We start from the raw sequence: 14,639 nt of genomic DNA, 5'->3' as shown, positions 1-14,639 counted from the left end.
TTACTTGCTGACTTCCGGAATCACATCTGGTCGGCCGATCGAGTAATATTCAATATCTGCCTTGCGTGCTGCAGGAATACTGTAGCAATTCCGACCGTCAAAAACGATCGGTTCGCGCAGCAGACGGGCAAACGTCTGCGGATCCATTCGCTTAATATCCGGCCAATCGGTAACAATCACCGCACAATCTGCATCGTTCAATGCTTTGGCAACACTGTTCGTATACACTGCAGGTGCACTGATCCATTTGCTTCCTTGATTTGCCGCAATCGGATCGTAGCACACAACCTCCGCGCCAAGCTCTGTCAGTTTCGGTATCAGCACAAGTGCAGGCGATTCACGCAAATCGTCAGTATTCGGTTTAAATGCAAGTCCGAGCACGGCAACCTTTTTTCCGCTAAGCGATCCAAAACGCGTAAGCATTTTTTCAATTAAGAGCCTTTGCTGATGATTGTTGACTTCAATTACCGACTTGAGCAGATTGAAATCATGATGATGATTTCCAGCCAGCTGCACCAGTGCATTGGTATCCTTTGGAAAACAAGAACCGCCGTAACCGATTCCCGCTTTCAGAAAAGCACTGCCGATTCGATGATCCAAGCCCATGCCTTTAGCAACCTCTTCAACGTCAGCACCCAATTTTTCGCATAAATTCGCAATTTCATTTATAAAACTTATTTTCGTTGCCAAGAATGCGTTCGAGGCGTATTTAATCATTTCACTGCTGGACACATCAGTTCTAACTACAGGAATGCCGAAAGGCGCGTTGATTTCTTCCAGCACATCCGCAGTTCCCTGATCTTCCGTTCCAATAATGATTCGATCGCCATGAAAGGTATCGTGAATTGCCGATCCTTCTCGGAGAAATTCCGGATTTGAAGCGATTCGAATGGCAACACTGGGACGAACATGGTTGAGCATCAATTGCTTAATGCGCATGTTTGTGCCGACCGGTACTGTACTTTTGATAACGACAATAACTGATTCTTGCACATGCTCAGCTACATCCATTGCCGCCTGTTCAATATAGCGCAAGTTTGCCGAACCATCGGCAAGCTGTGGGGTTCCAACCGCCAGATAAACAACATCCGCTCCGTCCAATCCGACCCGGTGCTGATCAGTAAAGTGCAAACGCTGACGTTTCTGGTTTCTCAGCATCATTTCACCGAGTCCCGGCTCATAGATGGTTGGAATGCCTTGGTTGAGCTCAGCGATTTTTTCCGGATCAACATCAATACACGTGACCGTATGACCGATTTCAGCAAGCGCAACACCTGTAACCAATCCAACATAACCTGTGCCGATCACTGCGATTTTCATATATGTCCCCCCACATTTTTCCTCTTTAATTACTAAAATATCCTTGAACGCATAAAATCATGCATTGGTTCTTATTATGAATATCGCACGTAAAGAAAGTATTAAGGAAATACATGAATTTAGTTAAATTTTATATCAGCACTCGGCATGGCGGGAAAGAGTTGGGTATTGGGAGATTTTATGGACGATCGATGGGAACGTTTTTATTGTACAAAAAGATCCGTTTCACTTTCCCGGAAACGGATCTTTTTCTTCAGATAATTCTCCATACTTAAGTAGTCGAAAATAATAACCGAAATTGCTGCTTTGTCCAAACAGATTTGTGCGGCGAAACCATACCCGTACATCGTCCTCGGGAAGTTCAGCATAGCGGATGATTTCAAGATTGTGGGTAAGTGAAAAGGCGTTGACCGCATCACGTATTGATGCCGCCTCAACTATTTTCTTCGGCAGCCGGATATTAATAGGAAATCGTTGCCTGCCGTCATACTCTTCATAAATGGCATATCGATTCTTCATGCTTTCCCTCCCTTACCTTTATTATTTCCTATCGTACCCTAAAAAGGGCTTCCCACATCATGATTCATCTTGAGTTAAAAGGCTTAGTACACGAGCACCGGATGTGTCATCTAAAGGAAAATCATCAGTGACGATGCGGTCCTTTAAATGAATCAGCCGCGTACCTGCCTGGCTGATCAATTCATAGTCATGCGTAATCACTAGAAAAATCCGATCTTTTTCCGCTTCTCTTTTTAGACATTCAGCTGTTTTTTCTAAGCTGCGCCAATCGAGTCCGGAGGTCGGTTCATCGAGGATAATGACCGGTACGGTACTCATTAAAGCGGCTGCGAGCGTCACCCGTTGTTTCTCTCCTCCCGAGAGTGTCGATGGATGCCTGTCACGCAGCGACCATAAATCGAGTTCTCGTAAAAGCTGCTGCGCACGCGTTACCTGATCAGCATCTTCTTTAATCCCGACAAACAGTTCATCCCAAACGCTCTGTCCAAATAACTGGTAATCCGCTTCCTGCATGACATAGCGAATTTGCCGACTTCTTTTTCTGCGCAGAGCAAGCCGTCCATCCACTGTGACCTTTCCCTCACTCTTTCTGGAAAGGCCGCAGAGTGCGCGAGCAAGACTTGTCTTGCCGATCCCATTTGAGCCGGTCAGCATCACAACCTCACCGGAATGAATAGAAAAAGTAAGATTATGCAAAAGTGCTTCTCCACCGGACCAACTGTTAATTGTTAATTGATGAATGCTCAATTCATGGATATTCTGCGGTACTGACCGACGATTAATACCCGTTTTCCAGACTAAACGTGTCTGCCTCAACCCGGATGCAGACAATTGTTCAGCCGGCAAGATTATGAGCTTATCCCTTGAATAACTGCGCACCGCCTGGCCATTGCGCACATAAATCATTCGATCAAGCAAATCTGTTAAATAATGCAGGCGATGCTCCGCAATCACAATCGTATGGCCGGCTTCCTTCCATTTTCGAATCAGATTGGCGAGCTGAGTCGTCGCTGCCAAGTTCAGATTCGATGACGGTTCATCAAGCACGTAGACCGTTTGCCGGGCAACACGGATAGCAGCAATCGCTACTTTTTGTTTTTCTCCACTCGATAAAGTCATGATTCGATGATCAAGCAGCGGCAGCAAGTTTTGTTCCTTTGCAGCCTGATGCACACGTTTTGTTATTGTCTCCGGTTTCATACCGAAATTTTCGCAATAAAATGCAAGTTCATCCTCTACTATCGGTGCAAAAAACTGGCTTCGAGGGTCCTGAAACACACTGCCCACCTGCTCCGATCGTTCCCATGAATTCATACTTTTAATCGATTGGCCGTTCAGCTCCGCCTTTCCCTCAATGACTAATGCATCATCCATGTAAGCCAGCCCATTAATCAGGCGAATGATCGTTGACTTGCCGCTTCCGCTTGGTCCGGATAATACAACCAGTTCTCCAGACGCCACAGATAAAGAAAAGTCATTGAGAATCGGCGTTCCTTGACGCGAATGTACATCAATGTTTTTTAATTGGATCATGAGATCAACTCTTTCATCAATTCATCGGCGGACTATCTCGTCATCAGTAAAAAGAATGCTAAGGCAAGAACCAGCAGAATAACCACATAATCGCAGGAACGAAATTTGATCACATGCACTGATGTACGTCTTATCGGAGCCTCTACCCCACGGGTTACTGCCGATGCCGTTAATTCATCGGAAATCTTCAACAATCGAATCATCAGTGGAACAAGTGCATACTCAAAGGTACGCCACGGATGCAGCCAGCCTGTTCGGCTGAAAAAAGCTACACCGCGCTGCTTCATGACCTCATGAATGGATCGTATTTCCAAACCGGCAATGGGGATAAAACGCAGACTGACGGCAAAGGCAATGATCATTGTCTTCGGAAAATGCCAGCGCCCCAGTGCAGACATGAGTTGGCCTGCAGGCGTGCGTACGAGTACTTCTCCGGCAAGTAATGCAGGCAGGAAACAAACAATAAAATAAGAAAAAAATGCAATGCTGACAAAAAGAATATTCCGCGTCTCGGATGCTAAATAATCAGATAGAAAATAAAGCAAAAGGAACAGCACATAAATGGGCAGTGATTTTCGCACCCCATTCAGAAATCCGTAAATTCCCATAACCACGAATAAGAACAGCAGCTGCGTCACGCTTGATCCAAAAATGAGGAAACCAATAATTAAAACAACACTGAACTTCGTTCGAGGATCCAGAATTAAAGGTTTACTCATTGATCTGTAAAATACCCGATTTAACAAAATGCTTGCGCAAGATCTTGGCCCCTGCCCAAGAACCAACGGCAGACCCGGCAAAAGTCAGAACGAAAATAAGCGCTACTGTGATCGGATTAAAGTAGATGTCCATCATCTTGGTGATCTGTGCCGCGGTATAGCCATGAACACCCTGCGGATTATAATTGCCGATAATCCATAGTATGGCCGCCGGATGAAGCGCCTTAACACTGAGAAAAACGCTGCAGGCAAGCCCTGCTCGGAACACATTGTGATACCCGTTCCCGCGCGGCATCATCATCACTTCGCCAATCAGTCCGACCAGAGCATAGAAAATGACCATATGCGGCAGACCAGCGAGCAGAAAAATGAACCCGTAAAGAATACTGTGCAGAAAAATTGCTCCGTGCTTCCCCACTTTCAAAACCATAAGCAAAAACAGCGGTGCCGTTAAAAAGGATATAATCGCCCCTGAAACCAAAATGGCGCCTCCTGCGGTCAAAAAGCTTAAAACCCCAAACACTTTAGAAAGTGCACTTCCGATCATCATGATCGCTGCAGTAAAAATTGCAATCGTAACTACATCACGTATACCTAAAAATCTTTTTTTCATGACATCTCAATCCTTATCTATCTGATTTTCTTTAGTGTGCCCTGTTCCAAGGCGTAAACCGCATCGGCATGATTCAGTGCGGAACGGCGATGCGACACGATGAGCATCGATTTTCCGTCAAATCGTTCATCAATGGAGCGAAGAATAATCCGTTCATTCAAACGGTCGACATTGCTTGTCGGCTCGTCAAGCAGAATCAAATCACTGTCGCGCACAAACAAACGTGCCAAGGCCAGCCGCTGACGTTCACCTGTTGACAAACGATCCCCAAGCTCGCCAACCTTTGTTTCAAAGCCATGAGGAAGTGTATCAATCATCTGCTTCAGGTTAACTTGTTCTGCTGCTGTTGCCACTTCTTCATCCGTTGCGTCCGGGTTGCCGATCCTAATATTGTCGGCAATGGATTGATTGAACAGAAAAGCGTCCTGGAGCGATGCGCCTTCGATCGCGCGCAGTGCGCGCGTTTTAATCAGCGTCATGGGCGCTCCATTCAGCGTGACTTCACCATGAGTCGGATCCCAGAAACGCATCATCAATTTGAGCAACGTACTCTTTCCTGATCCGCTTGCGCCGGACAGACCAATTCTTTTACCTTCTTCTAAATGAAGATCAATTGCTTTCAGTATTTCTGGTTGATCGTTATAGCCGAAGTCTACTTGTCCAAGTTCAAGGTCCTCAAATGTACTCGGCTCGTAGCCGCCTGCTGCCTCCTGCACGGCCGGAGGTTCTTCGATGAGCTGCACAACGCGGCGACAGGCAGCAAATGCCGGAATCAGTCCATTGCCGAGCTGATTTAACGCAAGAACCGGCGCCGATGAAGCAAATAAAGCTATGGCTGCATAGAGGACGGTTGACCCGATAAGTGTTCCGGATGAAACCAGGATGGTACCCGCAAAAATGATGGCAAAGGTAAAAAGCAGCAGCCCGCTCTCACCGAGGCCGCGAAGAAAAAATGCATTTTTACCAAGCTCAATTTCTTCCTGATTCAATTCTCGTTCCATGTCCGCTATCTTCTGCTCATAGACCTTTTTTCGCCCAAATAAGCGAAGATCACGAATACCCGAAAAAACGTCAAGCTGTAAGTGATGAAATTGACCGGCTAGTTTCCTCAGCGCAGTTCCTTTATCTTTTTCGAGCTGATAATTGATAATCGGAATAACGAAGCCAAGCGTTAAATAAGCGAGTAACCCAATCATCCCGAAAATCGGATGCATCATCCAGAGGACAATAGTCATGACCGTCGACACCGTCACACCGATTAATACCGGACCGATTGTGTGCGCATAAAACACTTCAATGAGTTCGATATCACTGGTAACCGTTGAGACCAGTTCACCGCTGTTCTTCGCATCCATTTTTGCAGGTGCAAGCCGTCTCAGCGCCGCGAAGACATGATTGCGCAGCTCTGCAAGCAGCCGGAAGGCGACATAATGCCCGGTATACTGTTCCGTGTAGCGAAATACGCCGCGGATCAAGGCAAGCACGAGCATGCCGCCAAACACGCTCCATAAAATGAGCGGACTTCCATACATGAGCTTTTCTATTCCATAACAACCCAGCATAAAGATCGCGGTCACGGACAAACTGCTCATCACCCCTGAAAATGCGGAAAAGAGCAATACAGGTGTCAGTGGTCCGGCTAGTTTCAGAAGTTTAATAACTGCCGAATTCGTTTTTCTCATCTGCATGCACACCCTCTTCCAGTTTTTCTTCTTCCTCAACAAACTGTTTATAAACGCCTTCTTCATTCATCAATGTCTCATGTATGCCCGTCTGAACCACAACACCATGATCCAGCACATAAATACGGTCTGCATCACGTATTGAATACATTCGGTGCGCGATCACTATCACCAGCTTTTCTCGAGCGAGTTCCCGCATCACATCAAGCATGATTTCTTCACTGTCAGCATCCACATTTGAGGTTGCTTCGTCAAAAAGATAAATCGGCCGATCAGCGAGCAAAAGCCGAGCCATAATCAGCCGCTGCTTCTGACCTCCCGACAAATTGCCGCCATTCTCCGTCAGCGGCGTATCAAGCCCCTGCTCCAACTGATCAAGAAACGTTCCAAGGTTAACACGTTCCAAAGCGGCAATAAGTTCGTTGTCTGATGCATTCGGATTGCCGAAACGCAGATTTTCTCTCAGAGAAGCCGTAAATAACCGACTGTCCGAGGACATAAGCCCGATCTGTTGAAACACACTGTCCGGAGCTACGCTGCGCAATTCGTCTCCGTTAATTGTTAAACTTCCTTTATATCCTCGAAGCAAACCTGAAATCAATGCTGCCAGTGTACTTTTGCCGGATCCGGATTGGCCGACAAGCGCAATTCGTTCTCCTGTTTGCGCTTTAAAATCTATGGCTTGCAGAATAGGACGGGTTCCATCGTAAGAAAAACTGAGTCCGTTTGCCTCAATTCTACAGTTCGATGCCTCAGGCAATTTTTGCTGTCCCTGTTGTTCTTCCGGAAGATCAAAAAACTGAAAGAGACGTTCTGCAGCCGATACACCGGTCATCGCAACATGGAAAAGTGAACCGAGATACCGCAATGGGAGAAAAAACTCAGTGCTTAAAAACAGGACGAGGATCAATCCGACTAGATTAAGATTGCCTTGTGATGCCTGAATCAAACCGGTCGCAATGCCGGCCCCAGAGCCGCCATATACAATAAAGTCCATAACGGTGATCGAATTGAGCTGACCCTTAAGTACCTGCATAATCGAGGTACGAAAGCGCTCAGAGTTCTGATTCATTTCCCGATGAATCGTTTCATCCATCTGAAAGATCTTAAGTGTCGTCAAGCCGCGAATATTTTCAAGAAAATGTTCACCCAATCCGACATACGCACGCCAGTAGTTCCTTGACTGCCCTTTCGCCATTTTACGAATAACAAGAATTGAAAGCGGAATCAACGGCACACAAATCAGAAGTACAAGCGCAACAACCCAATTAAATGCACCGAGCACCAGCAAAATCGTCGGCGGAATCAGTATGGTGCTGAACACATGAGGGATATAACGGCCGAAATAAGCACTTAGCTGATCAATGCCGCCTGCTGCTGTCTGTGCGAGCTCTGCGGTCGAGAATGAGCCATGCTCACGAATCTCCTGCTCCGCTACTTTTTGATAAAGCCGACGCCTTAAGATACTTCGTGCAGCATTTGAATAGCGTGCCGCTGCTGCAACCATGTGCCCATTCGTCTGCATTCGCGCAAAAACCAGTACGAGTAATACCGGCAACGCAGCAATCACGTACCAAAGCACAGCCTGTCCCATTAAAACAGATTGAAGTACAAGAGCAAAAAGCAGCATGCTTGCCATATAAAAAACAGCGCTTAAATAACTGTTCAGTACACTGATGAACAACCATTTTCTTGCGCCTTTTGTCAAACGGAACAGTCTCTTATTAATCAAAACAAACCGCCACCCTTCTCACCCACAGTTGTTCTGTCCCTGCCCGAGAAACGAAGGGACATCAAACGGTCCGAAAAAACTAATCTATACTCTACTATACATGATTCGCCTGGTGTTATAAATGAAAATGTATCTCAACTAAAGTGTCAACACCTTCCTTTCAACAAAGCTTACGTGCATCTGTATGAAATGCGCATACAAGTGACAGACTAATAACATAATTTTTAGCAAAAACTGCTAACGAAACGGCTGAACCCTATGAACAAATTGATTAAGAAATTAATCGGCTTTTCGATGGGACCGATCATTGGTGCACTGATTTCATTCATGACCATCCCGATTACTACGTATTACATTGATCCCGCCGAATATGGAAAAGCAAGCATGTTTCTCCTGTTCCAGACAATCGTCGGCACGTTTCTCTTTCTTGGCGTTGATCAGGCCTACACACGGGAATATCATGGTGCCATCGACAAAACAAGACTGTTACAAAATGCATTGCTGCTGCCCCTAGGACTGGCACTTCTGGTTTTGCTTGCTGCGCTGCTTTATCCCAGTCCCCTTTCACAGTTGTTATTCGGCCGTCAGGGTGAACTATTGCCTACGATCCTTTTTGGTGTGATGGCCGTATTTATGGTTCTGGAACGCTTTCTCATGCTCTCCGTTCGTATGCGAGAAAAAGCGTTTGAATATTCCCTGCTGGCAATAATGACTAAATCGGCGGTGTTTCTTTTAACCTTGCTTTTCATTTTTTTCATTCGTCGAGATTTCTTGACTGTTGTCTATGCCACGGTTTTTGGCCAGATCATTGGTGATGTCTGGCTGCTCTGGCACTACCGTAGATTGCTCAACCCAATTGGATTCTCTGTGGATCGTGTTTTGTTGAAGACGCTCGTCACGTTCGGGTTGCCAATAGTGATTGCGACCTCGCTTTCAAGTCTTCTCGGTGGATTAGATCGGCTGGCACTTCGGCTTTGGAGTAATTTTGATCAGATCGGCATTTTTTCTGCAACCTTGAAAATTGCCGCCGTTCTTTCCGTATTTCAAAGCGGATTTACCAGTTTTTGGGTCCCAACTGCCTATCGCTGGTACTCAGAGGACCGGCCTGTTATCTATTTTAAATTGGTTAGTGATACCGTTCTGCTCGCGATGTCGCTGCTTGCCGCCGGTATCTTCCTATTTAAAGGAGTTATCGTGTTTCTTTTATCTTCTCACTACAGCAGCGCACGGTACCTTGTTTGTTTTTTATGTATGCAGCCGCTCATCTACACTGTAAGTGAAACGACTTGCCTCGGTATTGTTTTTTCAAAAAAAAGTTATTTGAACATTTGGGTTGGCCTTTGTGCCCTGATTCCGGCGGTCATACTCGATATCCTTCTCGTACCGCCGTTCGGTGCAAAAGGTGCGGCGATCGCAACAGCGGTTGCGTTTCTCTTCTTTTTTGCGGCGCGAACATTTTTCTCAGGAAAACACTGGGTCTATTTTCCAATTGTCAAGCATTACACGGTATTCCTCATTCTCTTTGCCGGTGCATTTTTAAACCTAGTGAACTTTCGTTGGATCACATTCGCAAACATTTTTATACTGCTCCTAGTCCTTGCTGTTCAGCACAGCACCATTCGCGGACTTTGGACATTATGGAAAAAATCAAGAATGAATCGGAGGGAAGCGTTATGAAGATCGCACTCATTTGTACGGAAAAGCAGCCTGTGCCTGCCGTACGAGGGGGAGCAGTAGAGACATTAGTCGATCTGCTCATTCAGGATAATGAACGAAATCCGATGGCTGCACTTGATATCTACTCCATTGATGATCCTGCTGCACGACTGCAGAGTGAGGGCATACGACACACGCGTTTCTTTTTTATAAAAAAGAACGATCCATTTCATTTTATCCGATGTATGATGAATCGAGTTTTCAACAAATATCATATCTCTATTTATTCAGACATGTTCTTGCATCGAACGATTCGTCTGCTTGAAAAACATCACTACGATTGGATCATCGTGGAAAATCGTCCGAAATTCATCAAATCGCTGCGCAGACATCTTGGCAGCAAGGTGCGCATCGCACTGCATCTGCATAATGATACGCTGAATAAAGGGTGTTATGAGGCGAGCTCAATTGTTCTACTGTGCGACCGTGTGCTCTCGGTCAGCAGCTTTATCAATAATCGTGTACAGACCGCTGCATCTGAGCAGGATAAATGGAAAGCACGTGTTCTTTACAATCGTATTGATCACGCTTTGTTCAGGCCGTCCTTTGATAACCGTTTCTCAAACAGAATCCGTGAACAGTGCGGCATACCGGAAAACCGGCCGGTTGTGCTCTATTATGGACGCTTGAATATCGAAAAAGGTGTGCTGGAACTGATAAAAGCCTTCACGCGCGCACGAAAAGTCAAACCGTCACTCTATTTAGTGCTGCTTGGCAGCTATACTTACAAAAAGGAGCAGAAGAAAATCCAGGAGGCACTCGATTTACTTCCAAAAGACTCCTATTCTCTGATGAACTACATCAGCCATGTTGAATTGCCGGCATATCTCTCTGTCGCCGATATGGTCGCACTTCCTTCGTTATGCAATGAAGCGTTCGGCTTAACAATTGCCGAATCGATGATGCTCGGCAAAGCCATCATCACAACCGATGCCGGTGCCATTCCCGAACTTATTGGAACAGGAACAGGAACAGGACTTGTGGTCCAAACGGGAAACAGCATTGGTCCACGCTTGACTGATGCCTTGCTACGCTGTGCAGCTCGTCCGGATTTACGCAATCGACTCGGTGCAAATGCTCGAAAAACCGCATTACAGCGTTTTCGAGCTAACGGCTATCTCAAAGAGCTCCTAGAAAAGCTAAATTAAAGCTTGGCTTCGTATGTTTCATGAACTTATCTTCTGATAACCAAGTGCCCTCGAAACTTTATCGTGCGGTTTAAATCGTTTCCGCTCTGTAAAACAAAAACTCCGGACCCAATTTTCCGGATCCGGAGTTTCTTAATTAAATTGTTTAAATCCCGTAATTGAGATTGATAAATTTTACATTTACATAATCATCAATGCCTTGATGACCGTTTTCTCTGCCGAATCCGGAATGTTTAACACCGCCGAATGGAGTTTGAGTGTAAGCAACCGTGTTGCTGTTGACACCGACCATGCCGTACTGCAATCCTTGACTGACCTTGGCAATCCGCTTCAGATCCAAAGTGTAAAAATAGCTGGCAAGCCCGTAATTGGTGTCGTTAGCCATGTTAATTACTTCATCTGTATCTTTAAACTTAATTACCGGAAGCACCGGCCCGAACGTTTCTTGGTAAAAAATATCCATTTTATTCGTGACGCCAATCAGAACGGTAGGCGCATAGTAGTAACCGTTTGCGTAATCACCATCGGTCAAACGCTTGCCTCCGGTTGCGAGCAACGCACCCTTTTCAACACTGTCGTTAATTTGACGCTGGATTTTTCCGATTGCATCTTCACGAATAAGCGGTCCGGCATCCACGCCTTCCTCCAAGCCATTGCCGACTTTAACTTTTTTCACAGCGGAGACAAGCTTGTCTGTAAATTCATCGAAAATCGATTCATGCACGAAAATTCGATTAGGCGATGTGCAGACTTGTCCGTTGTTGCGGAATTTCGATGATACCAAATCGGTCACCGCTTGATCAACTGGGGCATCATCGAATACGATAAACGGTGCGTGACCGCCAAGCTCTAAGGATACTTTTTTCAATGTATCGGCTGACTGTCCGAATAGCATCTTTCCAACTCCGGTTGAACCTGTAAAAGTGATTTTGCGCACCACGTTGCTCGAAGTCAGTGCCTTACCGATTGCAGGTGCGTCGCCAATTACAAGATTTACGACCCCATCAGGAATTCCTGCTTCTTGGAAAATTTTCATCAGTGAAGTCGCAGAAAGCGGCGTTTCCGGTGACGGCTTCAGCACGATTGTATTTCCGCCTGCAAGGGCAGGTGAAATCTTTCGAGTAATCATTGAAGACGGAAAGTTCCAAGGCGTAATTGCACCGACCACGCCAAGCGGTTCTTTTTTGACAAGAAATAAATGGCCGCCTGGTCCCGGAATGGTTTCCCCATAGATGCGGCGCATTTCTTCCGCGTGCCAGCGCACGCTCTCCGCACCGCCAAGCACTTCGCCTTTAGCCTGAGCGAGCGGTTTGCCTTGCTCGATTGTCATAATCTCTGCAAGCTCATCCGCTTTTTCTGTAATCAGATCCGCAACCTTACGCATGATTTTAGCGCGTTCGTCTACAGGCATCGATGACCAAACAGGAAAAGCCGCCTGCGCAGCCTCAATCGCCTTTTCCGTATCTGCCGCGCCTCCATGCGCTACTTGAGCGATCACTTCACCGGTAGCAGGATTAACAACATCATCGACCTCCATGCTTTCCGCATCGATCCATTTCCCGCCGATAAAGAGTTGCTTCGGTGCCTGATCTACATAAGAATTATTTATTGTCATTACGTGTTCACCTCGTTAGTGTAATAAATCCATGCTGTATGATTGAACTATAAAACTAGCATACCTGATCTATTTGGCAACTTCCAACAGTTTGCAAACAGAATGGCACTTGATTCGAAGACTTGGTTTCGTCAAGCTTCTGGCGAAGGTGTTAATGCTTAGAAAACCTGATCCTACCAAACCTTTTTGAATTTGGTCATTTGTTTTTGTACATAGATATTCTAACGTTAGGTGAGCAGTCATTGCAATACTTTTCAAAACATTTAAAAACCGCTCTCATTATTGAGGCGGCATTTAAAATAGCTTATCAGTGGAAAAAAGGATGCATGATGCGAACATCACTCTTTTTCACAAATGCAATGCGGTGATTATAAGAAATCTGGTAATACTGATCCTCACCGCTCACAACATGATCGGTTTCTGGTTTATTAAACAGCTTGGCATAGTAATAATCCGAGCAAGTTGCTTTCTCAGCGACATAATTTTGGCCGGCAGGCATCGAATAAATCGGCGTAATTTCCACAGCAGGAATGCTGAATTTTTCATAGGCAGATACCTCCGGATAGGCAGATCCGTAAACAGGGATTGATGCCGCGCCTTTTTTTGCCGTGATCATCAGACCGCTGCCCGTAACTGTATTGACGCCCTTTGGATTGTAGAACCACGCCTTTTGGCCTCCGAAATTGATAGCCGTCCAATCCTTCATCTGATCTACTGTATAATAGGAACGACCGGCAACGGCTTTATCGCTCCAATCATTAAGCACATTTGTCCCGCTGCCGTTCGAATGAAGAAGCGGATCGCTGATCAGTGGCGCGTCAAAACTTGGCTCCGTATATAGATAAACAAAGTTTGAAGATTTCGGTTCAAGCGGCTGGTTATTATAAGACGTTTCCGGTTTGTTCGTTTTATAATCCGGATTGATTGTAATAATTCCATTATTTTTCTTCAGATTTAACGCATGCGTTTTTTTGGAAAATGGAGCACCAAGTAAATCAAAGTAATAAGCCCAGTCCCAATACGCTGCAGGATCCCAGTGCATGCCCACCTGTCGTGACGGACTGAGACCCGGTACTTCCTCATGGCCAATGATGTGTTCGCGATCCAGAGGAATATTATATTTCTTCGCTAAATACTTAACCAGTTTTGCTGAAGCACGATACATCGGTTCACTGTACCATGTCGAGCCTTCAACCGCATAACCTTCATGCTCAATGCCGATTGAATGGCTGTTGATGTACCAGTTGCCTGCATGCCAAGCAACATCTTTCGGATCCACCATCTTGGTAATTTGTCCATCTGAGGATCGGATTACATAATGCGAGCTGACATAGTTCTGCTGTAAAAAGGTGTTCATCGTGCCTTCATAGCTGACCTCTGAATCATGAATAATAATGTAACGGATTTTTTGTCCGTCATACGGACGATTGGCAAGGTCATAGTTGCCGTAATCACCGTCCGCATCGGAAAATGCTTTGTATAGTGCAGGAACGTTCTGCATGTCGACTCCTTTCGGACCGTCAGCGCTGCTGTGCTTGTGTTTTTGCAGATGAAGATGTGCCAAACTACTTTTATCAGGCTTAACATTTTTCGCCGAAAGCCGAAGCGTTTCGTCTGAAAAAGGTGCACACAGCACCTTTCTTGATCGTTTTATAGACTTGATCGGCAAAATCGGACGCGTTTCATAATCGGCACAGATCCGCTATCTTCAGCGACAGTGCCAAACCAATCCTCGAGATCCCTTGAACGTGTACCTGTGATCTGTTTTTGATAATCAGAAGGCAACGCAGCACCGCCAAGAATATTCTTCTCAGTATCGTTCTTGAGCGATTCAGGCGATGCATGAATCAGCTTCGCCGCTCGATCCAACGTATGAATCGTGCTGTCAGACGATTTTGTACTTGTTCTTTTTTTTAGTATATCACCCTTAGCCAGAAGATCTGCAGACAAATTGATGTCTGTAAAATGCATCACACCATAACCATATGTACTGCATGTTCAGAAAAAAATGTTCCTGAACGGCTCTATAAAATTTCAAAAAA

12 protein-coding genes are annotated in these 14,639 nt (G+C 45.6%); 2 read left to right on the top strand and 10 right to left on the bottom strand.

Translation table 11 applies throughout. The features are described from left to right. The 7 genes from AC6F33_RS03660 to AC6F33_RS03630 form a co-directional block, all read right to left on the bottom strand. Positions 1-1,320, bottom strand: a complete 1,320-nt coding sequence (locus tag AC6F33_RS03660; protein ID WP_500777752.1) for a UDP-glucose dehydrogenase family protein — start codon at positions 1,318-1,320, stop codon at positions 1-3. Positions 1,321-1,545: 225 nt separating this feature from the next. Further along, positions 1,546-1,839, bottom strand: a complete 294-nt coding sequence (locus AC6F33_RS03655; RefSeq protein WP_255748483.1) for a hypothetical protein — start codon at positions 1,837-1,839, stop codon at positions 1,546-1,548. Between the two features lie 57 nt (positions 1,840-1,896). Next, positions 1,897-3,372 (bottom strand): ABC transporter ATP-binding protein, encoded by a 1,476-nt coding sequence (locus AC6F33_RS03650; RefSeq protein ID WP_500777751.1) that lies wholly within the window; start codon positions 3,370-3,372, stop codon positions 1,897-1,899. Positions 3,373-3,404: 32 nt separating this feature from the next. Beyond that, positions 3,405-4,091 carry an energy-coupling factor transporter transmembrane component T gene (locus AC6F33_RS03645; protein WP_255748481.1) on the bottom strand — a complete coding sequence of 229 codons (687 nt, stop codon included), beginning with the start codon at positions 4,089-4,091 and terminating at the stop codon, positions 3,405-3,407. Next, on the bottom strand, positions 4,084-4,704 hold the full coding sequence (locus tag AC6F33_RS03640; RefSeq protein ID WP_500777750.1) for an MptD family putative ECF transporter S component: 621 nt from the start codon (positions 4,702-4,704) through the stop codon (positions 4,084-4,086). The genes AC6F33_RS03645 and AC6F33_RS03640 overlap by 8 nt, the downstream gene beginning before the upstream one ends. Before the next feature lie 17 nt (positions 4,705-4,721). After that, positions 4,722-6,392, bottom strand: coding sequence for a thiol reductant ABC exporter subunit CydC (gene cydC, locus AC6F33_RS03635; RefSeq protein WP_500777749.1), 1,671 nt, complete (start codon positions 6,390-6,392; stop codon positions 4,722-4,724). Further along, positions 6,358-8,118: an ABC transporter ATP-binding protein/permease gene (locus tag AC6F33_RS03630; protein WP_255748478.1), complete on the bottom strand. Its 1,761-nt coding sequence runs from the start codon at positions 8,116-8,118 to the stop codon at positions 6,358-6,360. Before AC6F33_RS03630 ends, cydC begins: the two co-directional genes overlap by 35 nt. Before the next feature lie 258 nt (positions 8,119-8,376). On the opposite strand from AC6F33_RS03630, the gene AC6F33_RS03625 reads away from it, so the two are divergent. Together AC6F33_RS03625 and AC6F33_RS03620 are read left to right on the top strand one after the other, a co-directional pair. After that, positions 8,377-9,795 carry a lipopolysaccharide biosynthesis protein gene (locus AC6F33_RS03625; protein ID WP_480947793.1) on the top strand — a complete coding sequence of 473 codons (1,419 nt, stop codon included), beginning with the start codon at positions 8,377-8,379 and terminating at the stop codon, positions 9,793-9,795. Then, positions 9,792-10,982: a glycosyltransferase family 4 protein gene (locus AC6F33_RS03620; protein WP_255748476.1), complete on the top strand. Its 1,191-nt coding sequence runs from the start codon at positions 9,792-9,794 to the stop codon at positions 10,980-10,982. The genes AC6F33_RS03625 and AC6F33_RS03620 overlap by 4 nt, the downstream gene beginning before the upstream one ends. Before the next feature lie 145 nt (positions 10,983-11,127). Here AC6F33_RS03620 and AC6F33_RS03615 read toward each other — a convergent pair whose 3' ends face one another. From AC6F33_RS03615 to AC6F33_RS03605, 3 genes are all read right to left on the bottom strand, one after another. After that, positions 11,128-12,597, bottom strand: coding sequence for an NAD-dependent succinate-semialdehyde dehydrogenase (locus AC6F33_RS03615; protein WP_255748474.1), 1,470 nt, complete (start codon positions 12,595-12,597; stop codon positions 11,128-11,130). A gap of 307 nt (positions 12,598-12,904) precedes the next feature. Continuing rightward, the gene (locus AC6F33_RS03610; protein ID WP_500777748.1) at positions 12,905-14,098 is read right to left on the bottom strand and encodes an N-acetylmuramoyl-L-alanine amidase; all 1,194 of its coding nucleotides are present in this window, start codon (positions 14,096-14,098) and stop codon (positions 12,905-12,907) included. A 149-nt stretch (positions 14,099-14,247) separates the two neighbouring features. Next, entirely contained in the window at positions 14,248-14,571 is a 324-nt protein-coding gene (locus AC6F33_RS03605; RefSeq protein ID WP_480947796.1) for a hypothetical protein, read from the bottom strand. Positions 14,572-14,639 lie beyond the last annotated feature (68 nt).

This window comes from Sporolactobacillus sp. BBK16-2 (assembly GCF_059878335.1).
This window is presented reverse-complemented; position numbering and strand designations above follow the sequence as displayed.